At 50.4% G+C, this 22,485-nt stretch carries 21 protein-coding genes; 6 read left to right on the forward strand and 15 right to left on the reverse strand.

What is annotated here, in order from left to right:
• Window positions 1–214 precede the first annotated feature (214 nt).
• Window positions 215–451 (forward strand): hypothetical protein, encoded by a 237-nt coding sequence (locus FYJ51_RS09975; protein WP_154505372.1) that lies wholly within the window; start codon window positions 215–217, stop codon window positions 449–451.
• Here the strand turns inward: FYJ51_RS09975 and FYJ51_RS09980 are convergent.
• Both FYJ51_RS09980 and FYJ51_RS09985 read right to left on the reverse strand, forming a co-directional pair.
• Entirely contained in the window at window positions 442–1,782 is a 1,341-nt protein-coding gene (locus FYJ51_RS09980; protein WP_154505374.1) for a coiled-coil domain-containing protein, read from the reverse strand. The genes FYJ51_RS09975 and FYJ51_RS09980 overlap by 10 nt on opposite strands.
• Window positions 1,783–1,805: 23 nt before the next feature.
• Window positions 1,806–3,536 (reverse strand): ABC transporter ATP-binding protein, encoded by a 1,731-nt coding sequence (locus tag FYJ51_RS09985; protein ID WP_154505376.1) that lies wholly within the window; start codon window positions 3,534–3,536, stop codon window positions 1,806–1,808.
• A gap of 103 nt (window positions 3,537–3,639) precedes the next feature.
• Here FYJ51_RS09985 and FYJ51_RS09990 point away from each other — a divergent pair, with 103 nt between their 5' ends.
• From FYJ51_RS09990 to FYJ51_RS10000, 3 genes are read left to right on the forward strand one after another with little or no spacing between them, the layout of a single operon-like run.
• Window positions 3,640–4,815 carry a HipA domain-containing protein gene (locus FYJ51_RS09990; RefSeq protein WP_154505378.1) on the forward strand — a complete coding sequence of 392 codons (1,176 nt, stop codon included), beginning with the start codon at window positions 3,640–3,642 and terminating at the stop codon, window positions 4,813–4,815.
• 21 nt (window positions 4,816–4,836) lie between these two features.
• Window positions 4,837–5,460, forward strand: coding sequence for a glycerol-3-phosphate 1-O-acyltransferase PlsY (gene plsY, locus FYJ51_RS09995; protein WP_105303341.1), 624 nt, complete (start codon window positions 4,837–4,839; stop codon window positions 5,458–5,460).
• Window positions 5,447–6,226 carry an alpha/beta hydrolase gene (locus tag FYJ51_RS10000; protein WP_205946288.1) on the forward strand — a complete coding sequence of 260 codons (780 nt, stop codon included), beginning with the start codon at window positions 5,447–5,449 and terminating at the stop codon, window positions 6,224–6,226. The genes plsY and FYJ51_RS10000 overlap by 14 nt, the downstream gene beginning before the upstream one ends.
• A 65-nt stretch (window positions 6,227–6,291) precedes the next feature.
• On the opposite strand, the gene FYJ51_RS10005 is transcribed toward FYJ51_RS10000, so the two are convergent.
• From FYJ51_RS10005 to licT, 4 genes are all read right to left on the reverse strand, one after another.
• Window positions 6,292–6,708, reverse strand: coding sequence for an SseB family protein (locus tag FYJ51_RS10005; RefSeq protein WP_154505382.1), 417 nt, complete (start codon window positions 6,706–6,708; stop codon window positions 6,292–6,294).
• A 454-nt stretch (window positions 6,709–7,162) separates the two neighbouring features.
• Window positions 7,163–8,578 carry a 6-phospho-beta-glucosidase gene (gene ascB, locus FYJ51_RS10015; RefSeq protein ID WP_154505386.1) on the reverse strand — a complete coding sequence of 472 codons (1,416 nt, stop codon included), beginning with the start codon at window positions 8,576–8,578 and terminating at the stop codon, window positions 7,163–7,165.
• Window positions 8,578–10,452, reverse strand: coding sequence for a beta-glucoside-specific PTS transporter subunit IIABC (locus tag FYJ51_RS10020; protein WP_154505388.1), 1,875 nt, complete (start codon window positions 10,450–10,452; stop codon window positions 8,578–8,580). The genes ascB and FYJ51_RS10020 overlap by 1 nt, the downstream gene beginning before the upstream one ends.
• Before the next feature lie 79 nt (window positions 10,453–10,531).
• Window positions 10,532–11,386 carry a BglG family transcription antiterminator LicT gene (gene licT / locus FYJ51_RS10025; protein WP_154505390.1) on the reverse strand — a complete coding sequence of 285 codons (855 nt, stop codon included), beginning with the start codon at window positions 11,384–11,386 and terminating at the stop codon, window positions 10,532–10,534.
• 511 nt (window positions 11,387–11,897) lie between these two features.
• On the opposite strand from licT, the gene cls reads away from it, so the two are divergent.
• Window positions 11,898–13,424, forward strand: coding sequence for a cardiolipin synthase (gene cls, locus FYJ51_RS10030; RefSeq protein ID WP_154505392.1), 1,527 nt, complete (start codon window positions 11,898–11,900; stop codon window positions 13,422–13,424).
• On the opposite strand, the gene FYJ51_RS10035 is transcribed toward cls, so the two are convergent.
• From FYJ51_RS10035 to FYJ51_RS10075, 9 genes are all read right to left on the reverse strand, one after another.
• The gene (locus tag FYJ51_RS10035; protein ID WP_235897279.1) at window positions 13,399–13,899 is read right to left on the reverse strand and encodes a low molecular weight protein-tyrosine-phosphatase; all 501 of its coding nucleotides are present in this window, start codon (window positions 13,897–13,899) and stop codon (window positions 13,399–13,401) included. The genes cls and FYJ51_RS10035 overlap by 26 nt on opposite strands.
• Entirely contained in the window at window positions 13,900–14,316 is a 417-nt protein-coding gene (locus FYJ51_RS10040) for a helix-turn-helix domain-containing protein (protein WP_154505394.1), read from the reverse strand.
• Window positions 14,316–15,380 (reverse strand): acyltransferase family protein, encoded by a 1,065-nt coding sequence (locus FYJ51_RS10045; RefSeq protein ID WP_154505396.1) that lies wholly within the window; start codon window positions 15,378–15,380, stop codon window positions 14,316–14,318. Before FYJ51_RS10045 ends, FYJ51_RS10040 begins: the two co-directional genes overlap by 1 nt.
• Before the next feature lie 180 nt (window positions 15,381–15,560).
• Entirely contained in the window at window positions 15,561–16,040 is a 480-nt protein-coding gene (locus tag FYJ51_RS10050; RefSeq protein WP_154505398.1) for an LURP-one-related/scramblase family protein, read from the reverse strand.
• A gap of 2 nt (window positions 16,041–16,042) precedes the next feature.
• The gene (locus FYJ51_RS10055) at window positions 16,043–17,413 is read right to left on the reverse strand and encodes an aminopeptidase (RefSeq protein ID WP_154505400.1); all 1,371 of its coding nucleotides are present in this window, start codon (window positions 17,411–17,413) and stop codon (window positions 16,043–16,045) included.
• Window positions 17,385–18,650, reverse strand: coding sequence for a GTPase HflX (gene hflX, locus FYJ51_RS10060; protein WP_154505402.1), 1,266 nt, complete (start codon window positions 18,648–18,650; stop codon window positions 17,385–17,387). The genes FYJ51_RS10055 and hflX overlap by 29 nt, the downstream gene beginning before the upstream one ends.
• Window positions 18,643–19,173 (reverse strand): GNAT family N-acetyltransferase, encoded by a 531-nt coding sequence (locus tag FYJ51_RS10065; RefSeq protein ID WP_154505404.1) that lies wholly within the window; start codon window positions 19,171–19,173, stop codon window positions 18,643–18,645. The genes hflX and FYJ51_RS10065 overlap by 8 nt, the downstream gene beginning before the upstream one ends.
• Complete coding sequence (locus tag FYJ51_RS10070) at window positions 19,154–20,722, reverse strand: amidohydrolase (protein ID WP_154505406.1); 1,569 nt, start codon at window positions 20,720–20,722, stop codon at window positions 19,154–19,156. The genes FYJ51_RS10065 and FYJ51_RS10070 overlap by 20 nt, the downstream gene beginning before the upstream one ends.
• On the reverse strand, window positions 20,719–21,708 hold the full coding sequence (locus FYJ51_RS10075) for a Gfo/Idh/MocA family protein (protein ID WP_205946290.1): 990 nt from the start codon (window positions 21,706–21,708) through the stop codon (window positions 20,719–20,721). The genes FYJ51_RS10070 and FYJ51_RS10075 overlap by 4 nt, the downstream gene beginning before the upstream one ends.
• A 380-nt stretch (window positions 21,709–22,088) precedes the next feature.
• Between FYJ51_RS10075 and FYJ51_RS10080 the strand changes: the two genes are divergently transcribed.
• A partial coding sequence (locus FYJ51_RS10080) for a hypothetical protein (RefSeq protein ID WP_205946291.1) occupies window positions 22,089–22,485 on the forward strand: 397 nt, incomplete at its 3' end.

The raw sequence follows: 22,485 nt of genomic DNA on the forward strand, positions 1-22,485 counted from the left end.
ATGGCAGAAGAAGGAATCGGAACAGTAGAACTGGCAGAGCGCATCGGCACCATCGCGTATTCCCTCTCACCCATTTCCTGGTCCTGATCGGAATGAGTGCGTTCACTTTCCTCTCGCTTCTGAACTCGGAACATCTCATCCTGAAAGAGGCCCTGAAACAGAAAAACCCGGATCTTCAGGTCCTGGAGAAATGCGGGTTCAAGGAAGATCCGTCGTGATACCGGCAACGAAACAGCTAGCCGATCAGGGCTGGTTTTCCGGGAAAAGTGTCTATGACATCAGTGTGCTTTACGGAACAGATGCGGAATCTGATGGGTCCTATGCTGTGATGAAACTGAAAGATTCTTCCTATCAGCTTGTGCTGAACCTGTCCGAAGACGGTGAGAAAATGATCTCTGCACGCTGGCAGAACAATAAAACGCCAGATTGCCTGACGTTTCGTTACAGATAGATATATCCGATGATCGATCCTTTCCGCCAGGAGGCAAGCCATCCTTCGCGGTAGCTTCCGAGGTAGTTTCCTTCCTTGACGTAGATATTGTCTCCATCTACAGCAGTCACGTAGCCGACATGCCATCCCCATACAATGAGGGAATTCGCTCTGGGCGAAGAACCGGTGGAATAACCGCTGGCTGCCGCATTAGCAAGCCATTCCCCTGCATTCCCCCACCTAGGCAGAGAGATGCCGATCGCATCATGAACCAGCTGCCACGCACTCCACGTGCAGTTGCTCCAACCGCCGTAATACGGATTTCCGCCGGAATTTCCGGAAGAAGGAGTCGTATTCGAAGAAGAACTGCTGCTGGAGGAGGAGCTCGAACTCGAATCCGAAGAAGAACTTGATCCGGAATCCGAAGAACTGCTTCCGGAATCAGAAGAGGAAGAGCTGGAAGCACTGTTGGCTTTCGAGGAGCTGATGCCATTCTGCACCGAACTCTGGGCAGCTTGATTGGCACTCAGAGCAGCAGAAGCGCTGTTGAGATCTGACTGGGCAGAAGAAAGCTGAGCCTGATAGGAAGCCTGGGCGGCATAGAGAGAACTCGATGCAGTGACCAGTTCCGCCTGCTGCTGAGCAAGCACCGCCTTGCCGGATTCCAGGTCTGACTGCAGCTGTTCGAGCTCGGATTCCTGGCTCTGCAGATCTGCTTCCATCTGATTCAGCTGATCCGTCTCGTCCTGAAGCTGCTGGAGCGTATGGCTGTCATACTGGCTGATATCAGAGAGACCGTTGGCAATCGTGATCATCTCGCTGAATGACTTGGCGCCGAGCAGCACATCGAGAATCTGATTGGTGCGCATGGTTTCCTGCTGCTTCTCCATGCGTTTCTTGACTTTCTCCTTCAGGGCCGCAATATCATCCGTCTTCTGCTGGATCTGCACTTTGGTATCGCTGATCTGCTGCGCAATGAGAGCCGACTGCTGTTCTGCTTCGGCAATCTGGTTGTTCAGGTCTTCAATGCTCGAATTGATTTCCGAGATCTGATAGTTCAGATCGCTGATCTGAGACTGAACGGAAGAAAGCTGTTCAGATGCTGCATCTTTCCTGGACTGGGCGTCTGAAATCTGCTGCTGGAGAGAAGAATTCTGCCCCTGGATGTACTGCAGATAAGCAGAGCATGCAGTCTGCTGGTCTGAGGTGAGACTGGTTCCGGAACAGAGATTATTCCAGTAGGTCGTATCCGTATAAGGAGGATTCTCATCTTCTGCTATCACCGGCACCAGCGTGATGCACATCCCCATGGCCAGTGCTGCGATCAGAATATGTGTATTCGTTTTTTTCATGCGTATTTCTGATTATACGTGCTTCAGGAGAGATCCGCAAACTGATACTCATACAGCTGCCAGTACAGGCCATGCTTCGCAAGCAGTTCCTCGCTGGTGCCGCGTTCCTTGATTCCTTCAGAAGAAACCATGATGATCTCGTCTGCTTTGCGGATCGTGGACAGACGATGGGCAACGACCAGAACGGTTCTGCCCTTGGCGAGTTCATCCAGAGACTTCTGGATCTGCATCTCGGTCGCGTTGTCCAGAGCAGACGTAGCTTCATCGAGAATCAGGATCTGCGGGTTCTTCAGGAATACTCTGGCGATGGAGATCCGCTGACGCTGGCCTCCGGAAAGGTGGACGCCGCGTTCGCCGACATTCGTATCATAGCCATCCGGCATGGCCATGATATCTTCATGAATCTCTGCTTTCTTTGCTGCTTCGATGATTTCTTCGTCGGTGGCGTCCGGATTGCCATAGGCAATATTCTCCCGGATCGTGCCGTTGAACAGGAATACATCCTGGGCAACGATGCCGATATTGCGGCGCAGAGAAGCTCTGGTCATATGGCGGATATCGATGCCGTCGATCCGGATTGTGCCGGAATCAATCTCATAGAAACGCGGGATAAGGTTGCAGATGGTGGTCTTTCCGCCTCCGGAAGGACCGGCAAGACCGACGGTATGACCCGCCGGAATATGCAGGTTCATATGGCTGATGACTTTCCGGCCGGAAGCTTCCTGGGTCTGGTAATGGAACGAGACATCTTCAAAGGAGATGTCTCCTTTCAGTCTTCCGACTTCGACTGCACCAGGATCATCCTTTTCTGACGGGATATTCATGATCTCTTCGAACCGTTCATAGCCGGAGATGCCGTCAGCAATCTGCTCATACGTCTCAACGAGCTTCTTGATCGGTGTCAGGAACATCGAGATATAAAGAAGGTAAGCAACAAAGTCGCCGGAATTGATCGAACCTGCAAAGAACATGCGGCCGCCGAAGATCACGACGABAACATACATCATGTCGGTGAAAAAGGTCATGCCGGAATTGAATAAAGCCAGATACTTATAGGAACGCTTTCTGGCTTCCACATATCTGAGATTTGTCCGGTCGAATTTCTCCATCTCCCCTTCGGTTCCGCCATAGGCTTTCGTGACCCGGATGCCGGCAATCGAAGTCTCAGTTTCGCCGTTGATCTCTCCGATTTCTACTCGATTCTGCCGGAAGGCAGCCATCTGCCCTTTCCGGATCAGGATCACAAACAGCACAGCAACGGGAAGGAATGCATACACGATGATCGTGAGCTTCAGGTTGATTCTTCCGAGCATGACTGCAGACACCGTTAACATGACCGCCGAAGTGAAGATATTCTCCGGTCCATGATGAGCCATCTCGGAGATTTCCTGCAGATCATTGGTAATGCGGGACATGATCGAGCCCGTCTTGTTTTCATCGAAAAACGAGACGGGAAGTGATTCGATGTGCTGAAAGAGATCGCGGCGCATATCTGCCTGCAGGCGGACGCCCATGATGTGGCCCCAGTAGTTGATGATGAGGTTCAATAGAAGCTTGAGCAGATAGATCCCAAGCAAGGCAAAGCTCCAGCGGACCATCATATTCCAGTTTCTGTCAGGAACATACTGATTGATCATGTTGCGGACGATCAGCGGCATGAACTCATCCGCGAGTCCCACCAGAAATGCACATGCCAGATCAAGGAAAAACAGCCTGCGGTGCGGCCGGAAATACGCAGCAAATCGTTTCAGCATAGCTTTCTGCCCCCTAGTATTGCTGAAAATTATACGCTGAAATCTCACTGCTTGCATGAACTGTCTGCTTGGGTACAATAGTTCTGCGATGAATGTACTCCTGATGCACAAAGACATCCCGGTTCTGAAAGCGGATTATGATCCGGATTCCCACCTGTTTCTGAACGTGACCAAGGTTCTGAATCCTGCTCATATTCCGCCTGGGGCCGGAACGAAAGTATCTGTCCTTTCCCTGAAACAGCTGAATATCTGGTATCTGCGCAGAGGCATTCCGACATATCGGGTTGGCCTGGATCATATGAAGACGGTGATCGGTTTTTCGCATCCGAGGGATCTTCTGAATGCAGACCATGCGTTATCGGTATCTGATGTCTACTGGGTGAAGCCGGAAGATTCTTCCCTGCGCTGGAAGGAGGTTTCATATTTCCGCCATCCGTTTGAAGAAGAAGGATTCCGGACGGTTTCGTTTTCCCGCAAGAAGATTGTCTGGAAGAAAGAATATGAAAGATGTCCTGGCAATACGCTGAATGGCTATCACCGCAAGGCCTGGGTACAGCGGAATCAGGATCTCGTGCTGATCAAAGGAGGATCTGCGTCCTATCAGGAAGAACCGGTGAATGAATGGCTGGCCAGCCTGATCGGAAAGCGATTAGGCATGGAGGTCTGCAGCTATGATGTAGAAGTCTTCGAGAATCAGATCGTTTCTTCCTGCCGTTCTATGACCGATGAGAAACATGAAATGATCGGAGCCTGGGATATTCTGAAGTCGAAGCCGATTCCTGCCGGCATGTCATGGCATCGGGGCTATGTATGCATGCTGGAGAAAGCAGGAATCCGGAATGCATCAAAGTGCGTTGATGACATGATTGTCCTGGACTATCTGATGCTGAACAGCGATCGGCATCTGAATAATTTCGGGGTTCTGAGAAACCCGGACACGCTTCAGCTGGAATCCTGCATACCGATTTTCGATACCGGAAGCGGTCTGGCATGCTTTTCTATAGACGAAGAAGTTTATGAAGAAGGTCTTTCGAGCAATGCGAAGTTCTTCGAGACGACCCGTATGAATCATGACGCGCTGATCAGCAGATGCCGGAATCTTCTGGCGTATGATTTCTCAGTACTGGAAGATGTTCCGGATCTTTATGCGAGAAAGCTTTCTTCCTGCCAGGCAGTATCCGGAATCAGCGATTTCCGGATCAGCGAGCTGAAGAGGCTGCTCATGCATCAGATCGAAGCAATCCGGATGCTTCAGAACCGGTTCCCTTTTGAGTTATAATGAATGCAATCGGAGGAACATATGAAAACTCTGCTTGTCCTGATTGTCAGTTATCTCTTCGGTTCAGTTCCATGGGGTCTTGTCATCGGAAAAGTCTTTTATCATAAGGATATCCGTAATTACGGTTCCGGAAATCTCGGTGCGACCAATGCTGGAAGAATTCTCGGCAAGCCGGCTGCGATCAGCGTCACGCTGCTGGATGCCTTCAAGGCATTCTTTTCGATGATGCTGGCATATTACGTGGCTCCGGAAGCGATTCCTTATGCAGGTCTTGCTTGCTGTGTGGGTCATTGTTTCCCGATCTTCGCACAGTTCCGGGGCGGCAAGGCAGTTGCCACGAGCTACGGATATCTGCTCGGAATCTGCGTATTTCTGACGCATCAGTATTTCTGGCAGTTCTTTTTCCCGATTATCTGCTTCTTCGCGATCCTGTGGATCTGCCGGATGGTTTCGCTTTCTTCGATTCTTTCACTGCTGATTGCGGTGATCATCAGCTTCATTCTGAAGAATCCGGTGAATCTCTCGATCTGCCTGCTTGCTCTCTGGTGCTTTGTTACCTACCGGCATAAGGCAAATATTCAGCGGATCCGCGATGGCAGTGAATCGCATATCAAGTGGATGGGAGAACGCCATGGGAAGAATTGAGGAGTTTGAGCTTCCGATTGAACCCCTTGCGCAGAGTCCGAGAAAGATCTGGGTTTATCTTCCGGATGATTATGATGAAAGCCGGAAGCGTTATCCGGTGCTGTATATGTTTGACGGGCATAATCTGTTTGATGATTCCCTGGCTACCTATGGAAAAAGCTGGGGCATCCGGGATTATCTCGATGGCACGCACCTGCCGCTGGTCGTGATCGGACAGGACTGCAATCATACCGGAAATGCAAGGCTCGAAGAGTACAGCCCGTTTCAGCCGGATTCTCATACCTGGATCGGCAAGCTCAATGCCAAAGGAGAGATCACCGGAGAGTGGTTTGCGCATACCCTGAAACCAGCCTGCGAGAAGCGTTACCGGATTTCAAAAAACCGGAAACAGGTTGGTATTGCCGGATCGTCGATGGGCGGCCTGATGTCGATGTATATGATCGCGAAGTTCAATGATCTCTATTCCAGAGCGGCGTGTGTCAGCTCGACGATGGATATCTATGCTGATCAGATCACGGATCTGATCGACCATTCCAGCTTCTCTCATGATACGAGAATCTATCTGGACTTCGGTTCTAATGAAGTGAAAGCCAAGAAAACGTTTGCCCGCTGCATGGATTACCTGCTGCGGATCAATCACGCCTATACGGAACAGGGCTGCCATACATTCCCGAATGTGGTCGTCGGAGGCACGCACAGCGAAGCCTCCTGGGAGACCATCGTTCCCCTGTTTCTGGAATTCCTGTATCCGGAACTCTACCAGTAGAGCAGCAATTCGCTGCTCTTTTTCATTGCAAATAAAAATGCCCGGCATCCGCCGAACATCTTGACTCAGAAATCCACTGCGTCTTCAGGAAGGATCTGTTCCAGTACTTCCCTGGTCACCATCGGTACTTCATGGCCGAAAGCATAGTCAATGCATAAGCCTGCACAGTGCTCGGTTCCGTAGACGGTTGCGATCATATCACGGACTCCTACCAGCATCGGATGCTGGTTTTCACCATGATTGGATGCTTCGCGGGAAGAGAAGATCATCATATAGAACTGACCATCGTCTCCTTCCATGCCAGCCGGATCCACATGATCCGGATCACCGGGAATCGGATTACCGTTGATCCATACTTCTGCATCATGTCTGACGCATTCTTCAACCGCATCCAGAATTGCATAATATGCTTCATCGGTTCCCTTTTTCCGGTATTGTTCTACCGCCTTCTGCAGACGGATATTCTCTCCTGCTTCACTCATCGTTCTGTGCTCCTGATTTCTGCTTCCATCTTACCCGAAATAGAGGTGTTTGTCTCTTCATAACATAATCAAAGAAACTTCCGAGTCCGATTCCAGCTTCCGTACAGAGCTGACGCATCGTGATTTCGTCATATTCATGATTCCGGAAAAGATCTGCGGTTGCTTTCAGGAGTACATCCTGTTTTCTGTTTCGTTCTTCTGTAAGATATCTTGGCATATTTTTTCCGAACATCGTTCGCTATAATTCAGACAACAGCACGTAATCAGAATCCGTCAATCCATAAGACTGTTTCAGCGCGAGCAAAATATCAAAGCTGTATCAGGCGTTGTCCATCTATTTTCAGACCAGCACCAGATACCAGCGGAGAATATCAAGCAGTTTCTCGTTCATGAACATCTGAAAGAAGCTTGCCATCAGAAAAACCGGGTTACAGAACCCGGTTTCCATGCATATTCATGATAAATCAGAACCATTGCTGGCGATGACGTCCCGGTACCAGTAAAAACTTTTCTTGCGGTAGCGGTTCAGAGTTCCGGTTCCATCATCGTTCCGGTCGACATAGATCATGCCATAGCGCTTGCGCATCTCGGCAGTCGATGCAGAGACGAGATCGATGCAGCCCCAGGCAGTGTATCCAAAAATTTCTGCTCCCTGATGGATGGCATTGCGAACGGCCTTCAGATGGTTCCGGAGATAATCGATGCGGTAATCATCCTCAACCGTATAGCTTCCCTTTCCATCCGGAATAAGGACGTCTTCAGCCCCGAGTCCATTCTCGGCGATGAAGAGCGGTTTCTGATAGCGTTCATACATGCGGACGCAATACTGTTCGAGACCAGCGGGGTCAATTGCCCATCCCCATTGAGACTGCTTCAGATACGGATTGCGAACGCTGACGGTCAGGTTTCCGGCAGCACTGTCATACTTGGAAGGATCTGCAGCCACACAGCGCGACATGTAATAGCTGAAGGACAGGAAGTCTGCAGTTCCCTCTTTCAGGAGTTCTGCATCTCCTGGTTCCATGTTCAGTGAGACATTGAGCTTTTCGAAGAGTGCCTTGGTATAGCTCGGATAGGCGCCCCGCATCATAACATCCGTGAAGAACAGATAGAGATGATCCTGATCCATAGCTGCGAGAAGATCTTCCGGTGCGCAGGTACGCGGATCATTGATCATGCCCAGCACCATGCAGCCGACTTTGTTTTCCGGATCAATCTCATGCGCCGCTTTCTCCGCAAGCGCACTTGCCAGGAATTCATGATGGGCAGCCTGATACAGATCAGAAGCAGTCAGCTGGTCCTTCGGTGTATGAATTGCTCCGCCCATGAACGGGTATACCCGGATGGAGTTGATTTCATTGAACGTCAGCCAGTAATGAACTTTCCCTTTATAGCGCTCAAATACAGTCCGGGCATAGCGCTCGAAGAAGCCGATGAGCCGGCGGTCTCTCCAGCCGTCATATTCCAGAGAAAGATGAAGCGGCGTCTCATAGTGAGACAGCGTCACCATCGGCTCAATACCATACTTCCGGCATTCATCGAATACCTTGTCATAGTAGGCAAGCCCTGCTTCATTCGGTTCTTCATCATCGCCATTCGGGAAGATGCGGCTCCAGGCAATCGAAAGACGGAGAACCTTAAAGCCCATCTCTGCAAATAAGGCAATATCTTCCGGATAGCGGTGATAGAAGTCAATGCCCTTCAGCTTCAGGTTCTCTGCTTCGGGTTTCTCCGTGATCGGTCCCCAGATGCCATGGGGCATGACATCCTGGATGGAAAGTCCTTTCCCATCCAGATCGTATGCGCCTTCGCACTGGTTGGCAGCGATCGCTCCGCCCCACAGGAACTGATCCGGAAAGCGCTCTTCCATCAGCGGATAACCGTGAGAATCGGATCTCCGGTCTTCACGGTTCCTTCGTCTGCGGGAATCACGTCTGTGAAGTCTGCAGTATTGGTGACAATGACCGGAATGATCGGGTCATATCCCTTTTCGCGGATCAGCTTCAGGTCTGCCTCTACCAGAAGATCACCTCTCTTCACTTCCTGGTCCTGCGCAACGTGAATTCTGAATCCTTTTCCCTTCATATTTACCGTATCAATGCCGATATGAATGAGGATCTCTGCACCTTCCGGTGTGGTTATTCCAACAGCGTGGCCGCTCGGGAATACTGCGGTGATTTTTCCGTCAGCCGGAGCCTTGATCGCTCCGCTTTCAGGACGGATGGCAATGCCTTTGCCCATGATTTCCTGGGAGAATACTTGATCCGGTACTTCTTTCAGAGAAACAGCAGTGCCTTCGCAAGGCGAAGCGACGGTGATGCGGCGGACCAGATTTTCAGAAGCAGAACCTGCAGGTGCGGTTTCAGAAGCCTTTCCTTCCGCTTCCGGAGCCGGATCGTCCCAGCCGAGGATCATAGTCATGATTGCGGTAACCGCAATGGAAATCAGAATCGTGATGACCGCATTGCGCACATTTGAGAGATCATCGCAGATATAAACCGGCAGGGCAAGAATGCCTGCAGTCGCAGAAGCGTAGGTACGCAGATTCACGAGGCCTGCGAATAAACCCGCAGCACCGCCTCCGATCATTGCTGCAAGCAACGGCTTCTTCAGAGGAAGCGTGACACCATACATTGCCGGTTCGGTGATGCCGAAGTATGCAGTGACAGAAGAAGAGAGTGCCTTGTCCTTGAGTTCCTTGTTCTTGGTCTTGAGACCGACAATCAGAGAAGCAGTAGCCTGGCCGATATTGGATGCCAGCATGCCTGGGCCGAGCAGCGTGCCATATCCTAATGTTGCATACTGAGCAAGCTGAATCGGCATGAAGCTGTAATGCATGCCGGTCATGACGAAGAGCGGTGTGAAGGTACCCATCAGAAGCGGCAGTACCCAGCGGGCCTGGTTGTTGAAGAAGTCAAAGAGCACATACAGCGCATCGCCGATATAAGAACCGAGCGGGCCGATGACGACGAGAGCGAGCGGAGCGGTGATCAGGAACGTGATCAGCGGGGAGAGGAAGATCTTCACCGGTTTCGGAGAGATCCTGTCCGCGAAACGCTGAATATAGGACATTGCCCAGATCACGAGAATCGGCTGCACGACGCTGCTTGCATAAGAGACTGCCTTGACCGGAAGCCCGAAGATTGTCGCAGCCGTTTCGCCATTGATGACGGAGATCGTGCTCGGATGGATCATGAAGGCACCGATGACTGCCGCAAGATACGGATTGCACTTGAACTGCTTTGCGGAAGAAAATGCCAGGAAGATCGGCAGGAAATAGAATGCGCTGTCAGCCAGAGAAGACAGCAGGCTGTACGTGGTTCCCGTCGTATCCAGCAGCTGGAACGTGGAGCATAATGCAAGCACTGCCTTGATCATGCCCGCACCGCAGATGCCCGGAATAATCGGCTGGAAAATCGCAGTGATCGTACCGAGAACACGGTTTACCATGCCTTGTTTCTTTCCTTCTGATATGGATGGTGCATCAGCAGTCAGTCCTGCTTCTTTCTGCACTGCTTTGCAGACGTCAGCGACGTCAGTCCCGATGATCAGCTGATACTGACCGCCCTGGCTGACGACGCCCTCGACACCTTTCAGCTTGCGGAGGCCTGCTTCATCGGCCTTGCTTTCTTCTTTCAGCACGAAGCGTAAGCGAGTCATGCAGTTGGTGACGCCGCTGATGTTGGACTTTCCGCCGACTCCTTTGACAATATCGGCTGCCAGTCCGGAATAATCTTTTGCCATAATGTTTTTCCCTTTCTCCAAAAGAAAACCTGACAGAAAAAAACGAGATTCCGTTTTCTGTCAGGTCATGCCGTTTCCGTTACATTCCTGAATCAGACCGCCCGGCTGCGCGGTTGATGTGGATCATGAAGTAAGTCATTTCTTCATTCGTGATGGTTACTCCGTACACTTTTTCGATGTATTCCTTGATCTTCAGGGCACATTCATAAGCTTTCGGATACTGCTTTCTTACCTGGGCATACAGGAGGTCATCATCCGGATTTCCCTGGATGATATCGCTGGCGAGCAGCCTTCTAGCGAAGTACTGGATATGCGTGATGAACCGCGTCCAGTTCAATGAGTCCGGATCCAGCTTGATCCGGTACGTCAGCTCGACGATCTTCAGAATGTCTTCTGTGATTTTCGAGATCTGAATGGTTTCATTCAGCGGTTCTCCGCTGTGCTCGCTGTTGACGAAGTGCATGGCAATGAAACCTGCTTCATCGTCTTCCATCTGAACAAAGGTTGTCAGGTAGATCGTTTCCAGGGCATGCCTGGCTGCTGCGAATTCTTTCGGATAGAATTTAGCGATCTCATGAAGCAGCACATTATGCAGCTTCTGACCATTGCGGCATCGGTTCAGTGCTTCGCAGATATGATCGGTCAGTCCGACATGGATTGCCGGGTCGAATGATACCTGCAGTTCCTGCTCTGCGTCCGAGATGATCTTCTCAGAAAGCTCCAACACTTCCGGCGGAACGGTACCGAGCAATGTCGACAGATGCTCTGCACCGCTTCCTGATACTTCGCTGAACCGTTTCTCAACCTTTGTCTCATCCAGCACATCTCCGGGCTTTTTCTGAAAAGCGATTCCTCTGCCCATAACAATCAGCTCCTCATTGCCATCATCGGCCAGGGCTACATTGTTGTTGAACATCTTGACCAGTCTGAGCATATTTCACCTTTCCAGAAAAAAACCTAAACAAAATGAATTCTCATTCATCTGTTCAGGTCATGCCTTCCGTAACATTCCCATACTGACAGTCTCGCCCGCTCTGCGGTAACAATCCGTCTGAGATATTTTTAACAGTATTTGAAATCGCTGTCAATCCCGGAATTCCGCCTGTTTCAGGAATCTGCGTGGAATTCTGCATCAGATGATCCAAAGAAATCCATCGGTTCACGCAAAGAAAACACTATGCCGGGATCCGTTTTCCAAAGCAGGATTCTTCTTCATAGAAAACCAGCACCATGGGACAGACTCAGAGAGTCATTGAACATGCACATTCCATTCCTGCATATTCTGTCCTGAAATTTCGTTCATGGAAGATCAATATCCCTGATTCTGAAGAAATGGCTATGATTCTTTTTCCGCAGGAGCATTTTCCTCAATATCACAGATCGGATTTCTGAAGATCAAGGCAGAAATACAGTATTTCTCGCTAAAATAGTAACCAGGAGGCACTATGAAAAAGATCGCTCATGTTCTGTTCAGCAGGATGGTCCTGATGATTCTGCTGATACTGCTGGAGGCTGCATTTATCTATACAGCTCTGACGTATGTTCCTGCGGAACTGCTGAATGATCTGGAAACTGTGCTGCGATTATTCAGTCTGGTGGTCGTTCTGCTGATAGTCAGTTATTCCAGACATCTTTCTTCGGATCTGATGTGGATTGTTCTGATTCTGATTGCACCTGCCGGAGGAATCCTGGTATGGCTGTTTCTGGAAGTTCTTGATCGATTCAGCTCGCGGATCTACAAGGAACTGCAGCAGGAAACCTCTTCCGCTAAGAAATACTACCTGCAGAGTCCTGAAATACAGAAGAAAGCCTTCCAGGATGAAGATCTTGCCGGTCAGTATCGTTTCATCAGCAGCAGTGCTGGTTTCCCGATCTATCAGAACACCGGATTCCGATATTACGGACTCGGAGAGCTCGGATGGAAACCGATGCTGGAAGATCTTCGGAATGCAAAGGAATTCATCTTCCTGGAATACTTCATCATCGAGCCAGGCGTCATGTGGGATTCCATTCATGAAATTCTGAAGCAGAAAGCTTCAGAAGGCGTAACAGTACGAGTTATGTATGACGATATGGGCTCCCTGAATACCCTGCCGGGAAACTACTGGAAAAAACTCCGGCAGGAAGGGATTGAAGCAGTTGCCTTCAATCGGGTTCATCCGCTTCTCAATGGCATCATGAATCATCGCGATCATCGCAAGATCATGGTCATTGACGGTGTGACTGCATACTCCGGAGGCATCAATCTCGCAGATGAATACATCAATGTGAAGCATATCCATGGTCACTGGAAAGACAATGTGATCCGGATTACCGGAGAGGCTGTATGGAGCTATACCGTCCTGTTTCTGACCAACTGGAATGCATACACGCATGAAGACTCTGACTATACGCTATGGAAGCGGGAAGCAGTAAAGGGAGAACCCGATGGCTTCATTGCGCCATATGGAGATACTCCGCTTGATTTCCAGCTGACCGGCCAGGATGTCTATCTGAATATTCTGAATCACGCCAGACACTACTGCTATATCTTCACGCCGTATCTGATCATCGATACCGATATGATGAATTCTCTGATTCTGGCGGCAAAGCGCGGTGTGGATGTCCGCATCATAACGCCGGGGATTGCAGACAAGAAGATCATCTGGCGGATTACCCGCAGCTATTATCCGAACCTGATCCAGGAAGGCGTGAAGATCTATGAATATACGCCTGGCTTTGATCATGCCAAAGTATTCGTCAGCGATGATGAAATTGCGACCGTCGGAACCATCAATCTGGATTATCGCTCGCTTTATCTGCACTTTGAAAACGGAACGGCATTATTCCATTCCGCTGAAATCAATGCAATCAAAGCCGACTTTCTGGAAGCCCAGAAAGCAAGCCATCTGGTTACCATGGAAGAAGGCAGAATGGGAATCTTCCGCACCTTCTTCTATCTGGTTCTCAGAATCTTCGCTCCGATGATGTGAGACTCCGGAACAGCCCCTGGCAACCTGCAAGGATGTCCTGATAGGCCTGTTCGAAGTCTCTGGTATACCACGGGTCTTCGATTTCCCGGTCCGGGGTATCCGAATATTCCATCAGAAAATGGATCTTATGCTCAGGATCATCTTTCAGAATCCGATGCATATAGAAGCTGTTTTCCTGATCCATCCCGATCAGAAGATCATATGTTCCATAATCAGAAGCTCTGAGTTTTCTGGCAGTATGCGTTCCGATCGGAACGCTATGTGCAGCTAATGCCCTTCTCATCGGCGGATAGATCGGATTGCCGAGTTCTTCTGCCGAAGTTGCTGCAGAATCGATCAGGAATTCGTCGCTCTTTCCTGCTTTCTCTGCAAGATCCTGCATGATGTACTGTGCCGATACGGAACGGCAGATATTTCCATGGCATACAAATAGAATTCTGTTCATAGCAGCTATTGTATCAGATCCGATCTTCATTCACTCCATTCCTGCATGTTTCACGAAATCCAGGAAGCCCTCTTCCCTGATGAGCGCAATCCCCTGTTCTTCTTCGCCTAGCACAAGCAGCTGGTCTCCCGGCATGAGTCTGAATACAGTTCTTGCCTGTTCCGGAAGAACAATCTGGCCATGTTCTCCCACTGTGACCAATCCGAACACATGCTTTCCGGCAGGCGGAACACCAAAACCAAGATGATCCGTATTTTCATAGTTTACCAGGTCATCCAGCGTGACGCCGAACAGATCAGCCAGTATTTTGCATATTCCAATATCCGGCAGTGATTCTCCAGTTTCATATTTGGAAAGCGTCTGGCGGGACACACCGATTTTCTCAGCAAGTTCTTCCTGAGACAGATGATTCCGTTTTCTTAATACAATCAGATTTTCCTTGAACATTACTTTCTCCCAAGTATCAATACTCGCAGCAGCGGTATTCTCATAATCACTGCATTCAGAAGCCACGCACCCGCAAAAGCAGCAACAGCAGTCAGGATATAATGAACCGCTGGCGGAAGATCTGCCGCGCAGCAATGCAGAAACCATGCGCATGCAGAAAGCGGCAGATAATGAAGCAGATAGAGTCCCCATGTCTGCTTTTCCATCCATCTCGAAAAACAAGTGCTGTAATTTCCATGCCCATTCATGTATGCCAGGATCGCCAGTACAGTAATCCATGCATACACATTGCAGAGAAAAGTATCGAGGACGCAATGCTCGGCGTATGGTTCTCCCCAGAACCTGACAAGATATAGAACCGCTGATATTCCAGATCCTGCAAGCAGCGGCAGTTCCCATTCCGTCAGGCAGCGGATGACCCGATCATGTGAAAAAACGAAGTATCCTGAAAAGAAGCCGAACCCATAGATTCCGAACCGATATACGGAAACTACCGGCACATTCAGAATATTTGCCGAAAGCCAGATGCCGACGGAAAACATCAGAAGCCCCATCATCTTGATATTCCTGCAGTGACAGTATAACCTGTCTTTTTCTATTTTCCGGATCAGAACCAGAAGAACAGAGTAGATCCACAGCATCTGAATGTACCAGAGCGGGCCAATCCCGCTGAGAGCCATGATCAGATAGGTGATCAGCCCCGGAATTCCGGATGGGAGTTTTGCAAACGCATTGCTGATGAGCATATTGAAATACCCATCGATCCAATGAAAGACAAATACCCCGATAGTAGAAGGAATCAGCAGTTTTTCGGTCCGGCGTTTCAGGTATTCTCTGCCTGTACGTTTTTCCAGCTCATATCTGCTGCACATTCCTGAGATCACAAACAATATCAGCATGAACCAGGGATAGATCAGATAGAGAAACGCGTCCTGATACTGCGGAAAGGAAAATGGTCCGATCACTCCTGCAGTTTCAGCACCATTGTACATGTAGATAACATGATAGATCACAACCAGAACTTCAGTAATCCAGCGGATATGATCGATATATTTCTTCCTCATGAGATTTCCACCTCTGCACATTCTCTTTTTCAGAGTAAAGCTGCAGAAGCAGATATTCCACCAAGCAGAATTAACAATCATTCCGTTCATCTGTAAACAATCGTTGCATCAGATCTCCGACAGACAATCCGAAAAAATGCGTCTCCTCATAAGAAGAGACGCAGAAACATTTTCCGGAAATCAGGATGCTTTCTCTGCAGTGCACAGTTCTGCATCGATGGCGATCACGATCATCAGCACCAGAAGTGCATTCTTCGGATCAGCAATGCTCAGAACATAGGTATCGGTCAGATTCAGAATCTGCTTGGAGATGACAGCAGCTTCTCTTCCGGTTTCATCATACAGAGTATAGTTCCACTGCATGAAATCCCCTTCTGCCGACCAGCCGAGTTCCGGGATTTCGTAGCACGGATGCAGCAGGCTGACTTTTCTGCGAAGCGTTCCGATCTGCTGTCCATTCTGATAGAGACGGAAGGCCGGCATGAACGTCAGAAGCACTTCCTTGACTAATCCGATGGGAGTACCGGAATGCTCATAGATGCGAAGCTGATGGCCGAACGAGACTTCCCCTTTGACAGTATAGGCAGGCGTTCCGTCATCCGCATACACATCATAGCTGTCCAGCCAGGAGAACAGCCGCTGGCGAATCAGCAAGTTCATATTCAGCGGATATTCGTCAGGAATGCCTTGTAAGCACGGTATCCCTCATACACATCTGCCTTGGATACGATCTCGCACGGTGCATGCATGTTCTGCACGGCAATGCCGGCATCGATCACATCCATGTTCAGCTGGGCAAGGATATAAGCAATCGTTCCGCCTCCGCCGACATCCACTGCACCGAGCTCTGCCGTCTGGAACATGACATCGCTATCTTCCATGGCTTTGCGGACCTTCGCGATGAATTCCGGATTCGCATCATTGGACCCTGACTTGCCGCGGGAACCAGTATACTTGTTGAATACGATTCCCTTCCCGAAATAAGCAGCGTTCTTCAGATCATTGACATCTTCATAGTTCGGATCGACAGCTGCACTGACATCGCTGCTCAGCATCATGGAATTGGTCAGAGTATCATTCAGATGCACGAGATCTGCTTTGCCTTCATGGGCAAGCAGGCTGGTGATGACCATTTCAAACCATCTTGAATGCATGCCGGTAGCACCGACGCTGCCGATCTCTTCCTTGTCGGTGAGAATGCAGCAGGACGTGCGTTCCGGATCCTGCATTTCCAGAATTGCCCGCAGGCTCGTATATGCGCAGACACGGTCATCATGTCCATACCCGAGAATCATCGAACGATCAAGTCCGTAATCTCTTGCTTCGCCAGCCGGAACGACTTCAATCTCTGCCGAGAGGAAGTCATCTTCCTCGATGTCATATTCCTGTTTCAGAAGGTCCAGCAGATATTTCTTGACCGGATCTTTTTCTTCGCCTGCCATCGGAATCGAACCAGCCAGCACGTTGAGAGCTTCACCCTCTACCACCGTGCTGCCTTTCTTCTCCATCTGCTTTGCGGCCAGATGAATCAGCAGATCCGAAACGCCGACAACCGGATCATCCGGCTTTTCGCCGATGTTCACGAATACCTTCGAACCATCCTTGCGGCAGACGACGCCATGCAGCGCCATCGGTCTTGCGACCCACTGATACTTCTTGATGCCGCCGTAGTAATGCGTATCCAGCAGAACCAGTCCGTCTTTTTCATAAAGCGGATGCTGCTTGAGATCCATGCGCGGGCTGTCGATATGCGCACCGAGAATATTCATGCCTTCGGTCAGCGGCTGATTTCCGATGACAAACAGGCATAGATTCTTGCCGCGGTTCACCGCATACACCCGATCGCCCGGCTTCAAAGGACCCGTCACGAATTTCAGATCGCGGAACCCTGCTTCTTCTGCCATCTTCTTTCCTTCGCAGACGAACTCCCGCTCAGTCTTGACTTTGCTCAGAAACTGGCGGTATTCCTCTCCGAAGGTACTGATCAGATTTCTTCCTTTTTCGTCATACTTTTCCCATACTGTCTTGTTCATATCTTTCCTCCCTGTATGCATGGAACGGGATCAGGCGGACCTTCGGCCCGGACACCCGGACTTTCAGTCCCTGCTCCCCTTCTTCCAGTATTTCAATCTGCGCGGTCCGGCGCGATTCTTCGAGAAATGCCATAGCCGAATACGGCAGATGGCAGATCAGTGTTTCTTCTTCCGGATACAGCGTATCAGCAATCTGATTCATCAGTTCAGGAATACCTTGCATCGTCTTTGCGGAAACCCGGATTCCTTCCGGAAGATCCTTATGAATGCCGAGATCGCTCTTCGTGAATACCCTGATTCTCGGAATACTGCCGGCTCCGATTTCCTGCAGGGTTTCCTCCGTGACCCGGGCTTTTTCTTCCCAGTGCGGATCTGAAGCATCAATCACATGAAGCAGCAGATCGGCATGTCTGGCCGCATCCAGCGTGCTGTGAAATGCATCAATCAACGTATGCGGAAGCCTGGATACAAACCCTACGGTATCATACAGCAGAAACTGCCTGCCCTGGCTGGAAACTTGCCGTACACTCGTATCCAGCGTCGCAAACAGCATATCTTTTTCCGGAACCTGAAGTCCTTCTCTGGCATTCTCTCTCAGCATTGCATTGAGCAGGCTGCTCTTGCCGGCATTCGTATACCCGGTCAGAGCGACTCTTGAAAGCTCGCTCTTGGATCTGCGGTTCTCGGTCATCCAGTTCTGCTTTTCCAGCTCTGCGAGCTGTTTCTGCAGCTGGCGGATCCGCTTGCGGTATGTGATCCTGATCTGGGCAGACCGCTGTTCGCCAGACCCTCTGGAACGATAGGAACCGCCGCGTTCATGCGTTTCTTCTTCGCCCGGATCGCTTAAGCGCGGAAGTGCATACTGGAGTCTTGCCATTTCTACCTGAAGCTTTGCCTGCCGCGTGCGTGAACGCAGTGAAAAGATATCCAGGATCAGAGCAGTGCGGTCGATGACCCGCACGCCGCAGGTTTCCTCAATCCGCTGACCTGCCGCGACGCTGAGATCATTCGCAAAGACGATCGCTTCCGCATTCGTCTCTTTGACGAGAGCAGCCAGTTCCTGAAGCTTTCCGGAACGGAACGCAGTCTTCCGATCAAAGCTTTCCGACTGCTGCGTGATTTCTGCCGCAACCGTTCTGCCGCAGGCTGCGCAGAGTGCCCTGCACTCCGCCATCAGTCCGTCGAACTCATGGACATCCTGTTTCAGGCAGATCCCGGCCAGAATGACTTCAGACATCGCGGTCCTCCGGTTCTGCCGGCGAATCTTCGAACTGATCGGAAAGCCTCAGGACGTAATACGTCACGCCGACCCATGCATGATGCTTGTATCCGAAGTCCGGAAAGAATGCCATCTTCTCAAACCCGCAGGCTTCATGAAGATGTTCGCTGGCAGTATTTCCTTCCGTGACGATGCTGACAAGATGCTTATAGCCATCCTGCTCTGCCATCCGGATCAGCTGCTTCATCAGTGCAGTTCCATAGCCTTTATGACCAGCATCATGGCGGAGATAGACCGAGACATCTGCCGTCCAGTCATATGCTGCGCGCTCATTGAACTGAGAGAGATAAGCATAGCCGACCGGTTCCGGGTCTTCGAGGATGATCCATGGATAAGATGCAGTCACATGATGAACCCGGTCTTTGAATTCTTCCAGGGTCAGCTCCTTCGTTTCAAAAGTGGCCATGGAATTGCGGATATACCAGTTGTACCATTCCAGGCATACCGGAATGTCTGCGTCTTCAATTCTTCGAAACTTCATAGACTTCCTCTCCGCCAAGCACAGTCATGAGCACTCTGACCTGGCTGATGGTCTCGGCAGGAATATTCAGAATGTTCTTCTCGAGCACTGCAAAGTCGGCATGATAACCGGTCTCCAGCTTTCCGGTATGCTCTGAGAAGAACGCTTCCGGACCTTTTTCTGTATAGGAAGTGAGGGCTTCCTCGACGCTCATGCATTCCTTCGGATTCATGGAAGCCCTGCCATCCAGAGAAGTTCTGGTCACCGCAAGCTGAATGCCCTTCAGGGGATCCGGAGTCTCGACCGGCGCATCGCTGCCATTGCAGGCAAGCGTTCCTTCATAAAGTGTCCGGAACGGATAAGAAGAAGCAGCCCGCTTCTCTCCGACCCGCTGCTTCAGGATCTTCGCATCGGAATCGATGAACAGAGACTGGAAGTAGCACACCAGATTCTGATCCAGGACTTTCTGAATCTGCTCCGGGGTCATGATCTGGCAATGCACGATGCCATAGTGCAGAGGATTTCCAGGCAGGACAAGATCCTTGTAGAGATCCAGAACCTGGTTCAGCGCCTTGTCTCCGATCGCATGACAGATGGCAGGCATATTATAGCGATTTGCCAGTTCCAGATATGTCCTGAGCTCTGCTTTCGTATAGATCGGATATCCCCTGGTATCTTTCGCATCAGTGTATGGTTCCGAAAGAGCTGCAGTCCTTGCGCCGAGCGATCCGTCTGTCACCATCTTCAGCGGTCCGATCCTGAACAGATCATCGCCGACATCAGTCGTATAGCCCTCATCCAGGAACCCGGCCAGTTCTTCCGGGCTGTCAAACTCGCATTGTTCATTGACGCGCACCGTCAGCTTCTGCTGATAGCTGAGCTGCAGGAACGCATCCAGCACCTTGCGCCAGTCTTTCGTCACCGACAGAAAATCATCGCTGCCGACGCTGGTGATGCCATAGCGATTAGCCGCCGATGCGCCTTTCAGGATCGCCTGTTTCAGAGAATCGATGGTTTCTTCCGGCCATGCCTGGTGCATGACATTGAGCGCCGTTTCTTCCAGGAGTCCGTGTTCAAAATCAATGCGTCCTCCCTCAATCTCTGAATCTGCTTCAATGCCTGCAAGCTGCAGTGCCTTGGAATTGCATACCATCTTATGACCGCACACTCTGGTCAGACAGATCGGCACATTGCGCGACAGATTGTCGAGCATCTGCTTATCCGGCATTTCCGGATGATCGAATTCTTCTTCATTGAAGCCTCTGGCCAGAATCCAGTCTACCGGCTCCTCGCTCTCCAGTCTGCCCCTGATTCTCGCCAGCACGTCATCAATGGATCGGCAGCCAGCCAGCTGCACATGATTCAGATAATGCCCGTATTCCAGCAGATGCATATGCGAATCCGTGAATCCAGGGATCACGAATGCTCCGTTCAGATCAATCAGCTCATCCTGTGAAGACAGGTGCTCTTCGATCTCTTCATTTGTTCCGAATTGCTGAAAGACACCGTCTTCAATCAGGAAAGCAGTTTCTTTCCGCTTCCAGATGTCCGCATTGATATAACCCTTCATTCCGTTTTTCCTTCTTTCGGATAATAGACTCCAGCCTGTTTCCGGCACTGTTCCAGAGTTTCGATGACCGCCAGCGAAAGCGCATGCGGCACCCGGGAACTCTCAGATTTTCCTGCTTTGACATTCGTCACGAAATCACGCAGCTGATCACCGAATGAATTAGCATCATCCGGGGTCAGCAATTCCGTTTCATCTGAATGAACACCTCTGAAATAGACCTTCGAGATCAGCGAAGGCTTCTCAATGATCAGCGTTCCTTCTTCGCCATGGATCTCAGAATTCTGATAAGACGTGGAGATCTTGCTGATCATCGTCACCGCATCAAACGTTCCGTAATGCAGAATCCCGGCAGAAGCTCCATCTACTCCCGATTCCAGCATCACCGAGCTGGCGCAGAGAGATTCCGGCTTTCCGAAAAGGCCGACCAGATCCGCAATGGTATAGACACCGAGGTCCATCCAGCATCCATTGCAGAGATCATTCCGGAAGGTGGTCGGATTCTTCCCGGCAAGATAGGCATCATAGCGGCTGGAATACTTCGAAAAGCTGAAGAAGACATGGCGGATCTTTCCGACCCGGGCAAGATTCTCCTTCAGAATCTGAAAATGATCGGTATACAGCGGAACAATCGCATCATGAAGATAAGCATGATGTGCTTCTGCGCAGGCATAGAGCTCCCTGGCATCGGCCAGGGTCGGCACAAGCGGCTTCTCGCAGATCAGCGGGATGCCCCGTTTCAGCACCTGAAGTGCCATTTCCTTATGCAGGCTGTTGGGCACGGCCAGATAGACTGCGTCAATCTCCCCGGAATCAAGCAGTTCTTCCAGATTTCCGTATACATGAGGAATTCCGTATTTCCCAGCAAACGCTTCTGCATGTTCCCGATGTCCGCTGATCACTGCAGATGCCTGGATTTCCGGTACTGCCTCCGCTCCTTTCATGAACATATCCGAAACAAAGTTCGTTCCGACAATTCCGATTCTCATTGGCCGGGTACCTCCCATTCCTATGGCATTATATCAAAAGAGACAGCCTTATACCGGCTGTCCCGCTTCTGTACTGTCGGAAGAACTGCTTGAAGGCGCTCCAGGCGCAGTCCCCATATTGCCGCGGCCTCCTCTTTTGCCCTGACCAGAGGAAGCCGTGGTATTCACAAAATGTCATTCGGTAGAAGCCACGCCCCTTTACGGGGCGGTTTTACGTTGTTAGGGTCGGGCGATAAGGGCCAGAAAGCGTCGGGAAAAATGGGCCATTAAACGTCGGCTGAGAAAGGCCATAATTTGTCGGAAGAAAAGGGCCACTGCGTGTAACTAAGCATGGTTCCTTCTATACTAGACATGCTCAATGTACTAGCGAAAGGAGGAACATGAACCAGAAACAGCGCAGTGACCTTGAGGCCACTATATCACAAGCCCTGGAAGAGATGAAAGAAGAACAGGGTTCGTCTTTCAGCATTGATAAAGTTAATCTGGCTGAGCTTGGCAGAAGAACGGGGATATCCCGGAAGAGGCTTCGCAAGATCCAGAAGGATGGCTTTGTCATTAAGGATCATGCATTAAAGGGAACACATCATGGCAGCACGGTGCTGACCGGCTATACTGCCCTTATTGATGATATGCTCCGAAAGAATAACAGGAATTCCAACAATATCATGGATATTCTTGTAGCTCATGGCTATTCCGGCGGGCTGACACAGGTAAAAGAATACGTTGAACAGCATCTTTACCTGATGCCGGCCAAGCGGGAGATTGTCTCCCCGCAGG

This window comes from Stecheria intestinalis (genome assembly GCF_009696165.1).
Classification (GTDB): domain Bacteria; phylum Bacillota_I; class Bacilli_A; order Erysipelotrichales; family Erysipelotrichaceae; genus Bulleidia; species Bulleidia intestinalis.

What these genes read in the sequence shown, in the direction of transcription:
- FYJ51_RS09980 (WP_154505374.1), bottom strand. Translation starts at nt 1,782, where the DNA reads ATGAAAAAAACGAATACACATATTCTGATCGCAGCACTGGCCATGGGG.
- FYJ51_RS09990 (WP_154505378.1), top strand. Translation starts at nt 3,640, where the DNA reads ATGCACAAAGACATCCCGGTTCTGAAAGCGGATTATGATCCGGATTCC.
- plsY (WP_105303341.1), top strand. Translation starts at nt 4,837, where the DNA reads ATGAAAACTCTGCTTGTCCTGATTGTCAGTTATCTCTTCGGTTCAGTT.
- FYJ51_RS10000 (WP_205946288.1), top strand. Translation starts at nt 5,447, where the DNA reads ATGGGAAGAATTGAGGAGTTTGAGCTTCCGATTGAACCCCTTGCGCAG.
- FYJ51_RS10005 (WP_154505382.1), bottom strand. Translation starts at nt 6,708, where the DNA reads ATGAGTGAAGCAGGAGAGAATATCCGTCTGCAGAAGGCGGTAGAACAA.
- ascB (WP_154505386.1), bottom strand. Translation starts at nt 8,578, where the DNA reads ATGGAAGAGCGCTTTCCGGATCAGTTCCTGTGGGGCGGAGCGATCGCT.
- FYJ51_RS10020 (WP_154505388.1), bottom strand. Translation starts at nt 10,452, where the DNA reads ATGGCAAAAGATTATTCCGGACTGGCAGCCGATATTGTCAAAGGAGTC.
- licT (WP_154505390.1), bottom strand. Translation starts at nt 11,386, where the DNA reads ATGCTCAGACTGGTCAAGATGTTCAACAACAATGTAGCCCTGGCCGAT.
- cls (WP_154505392.1), top strand. Translation starts at nt 11,898, where the DNA reads ATGAAAAAGATCGCTCATGTTCTGTTCAGCAGGATGGTCCTGATGATT.
- FYJ51_RS10035 (WP_235897279.1), bottom strand. Translation starts at nt 13,899, where the DNA reads ATGAAGATCGGATCTGATACAATAGCTGCTATGAACAGAATTCTATTT.
- FYJ51_RS10040 (WP_154505394.1), bottom strand. Translation starts at nt 14,316, where the DNA reads ATGTTCAAGGAAAATCTGATTGTATTAAGAAAACGGAATCATCTGTCT.
- FYJ51_RS10045 (WP_154505396.1), bottom strand. Translation starts at nt 15,380, where the DNA reads ATGAGGAAGAAATATATCGATCATATCCGCTGGATTACTGAAGTTCTG.
- FYJ51_RS10050 (WP_154505398.1), bottom strand. Translation starts at nt 16,040, where the DNA reads ATGAACTTGCTGATTCGCCAGCGGCTGTTCTCCTGGCTGGACAGCTAT.
- FYJ51_RS10055 (WP_154505400.1), bottom strand. Translation starts at nt 17,413, where the DNA reads ATGAACAAGACAGTATGGGAAAAGTATGACGAAAAAGGAAGAAATCTG.
- hflX (WP_154505402.1), bottom strand. Translation starts at nt 18,650, where the DNA reads ATGTCTGAAGTCATTCTGGCCGGGATCTGCCTGAAACAGGATGTCCAT.
- FYJ51_RS10065 (WP_154505404.1), bottom strand. Translation starts at nt 19,173, where the DNA reads ATGAAGTTTCGAAGAATTGAAGACGCAGACATTCCGGTATGCCTGGAA.
- FYJ51_RS10070 (WP_154505406.1), bottom strand. Translation starts at nt 20,722, where the DNA reads ATGAAGGGTTATATCAATGCGGACATCTGGAAGCGGAAAGAAACTGCT.
- FYJ51_RS10075 (WP_205946290.1), bottom strand. Translation starts at nt 21,708, where the DNA reads ATGAGAATCGGAATTGTCGGAACGAACTTTGTTTCGGATATGTTCATG.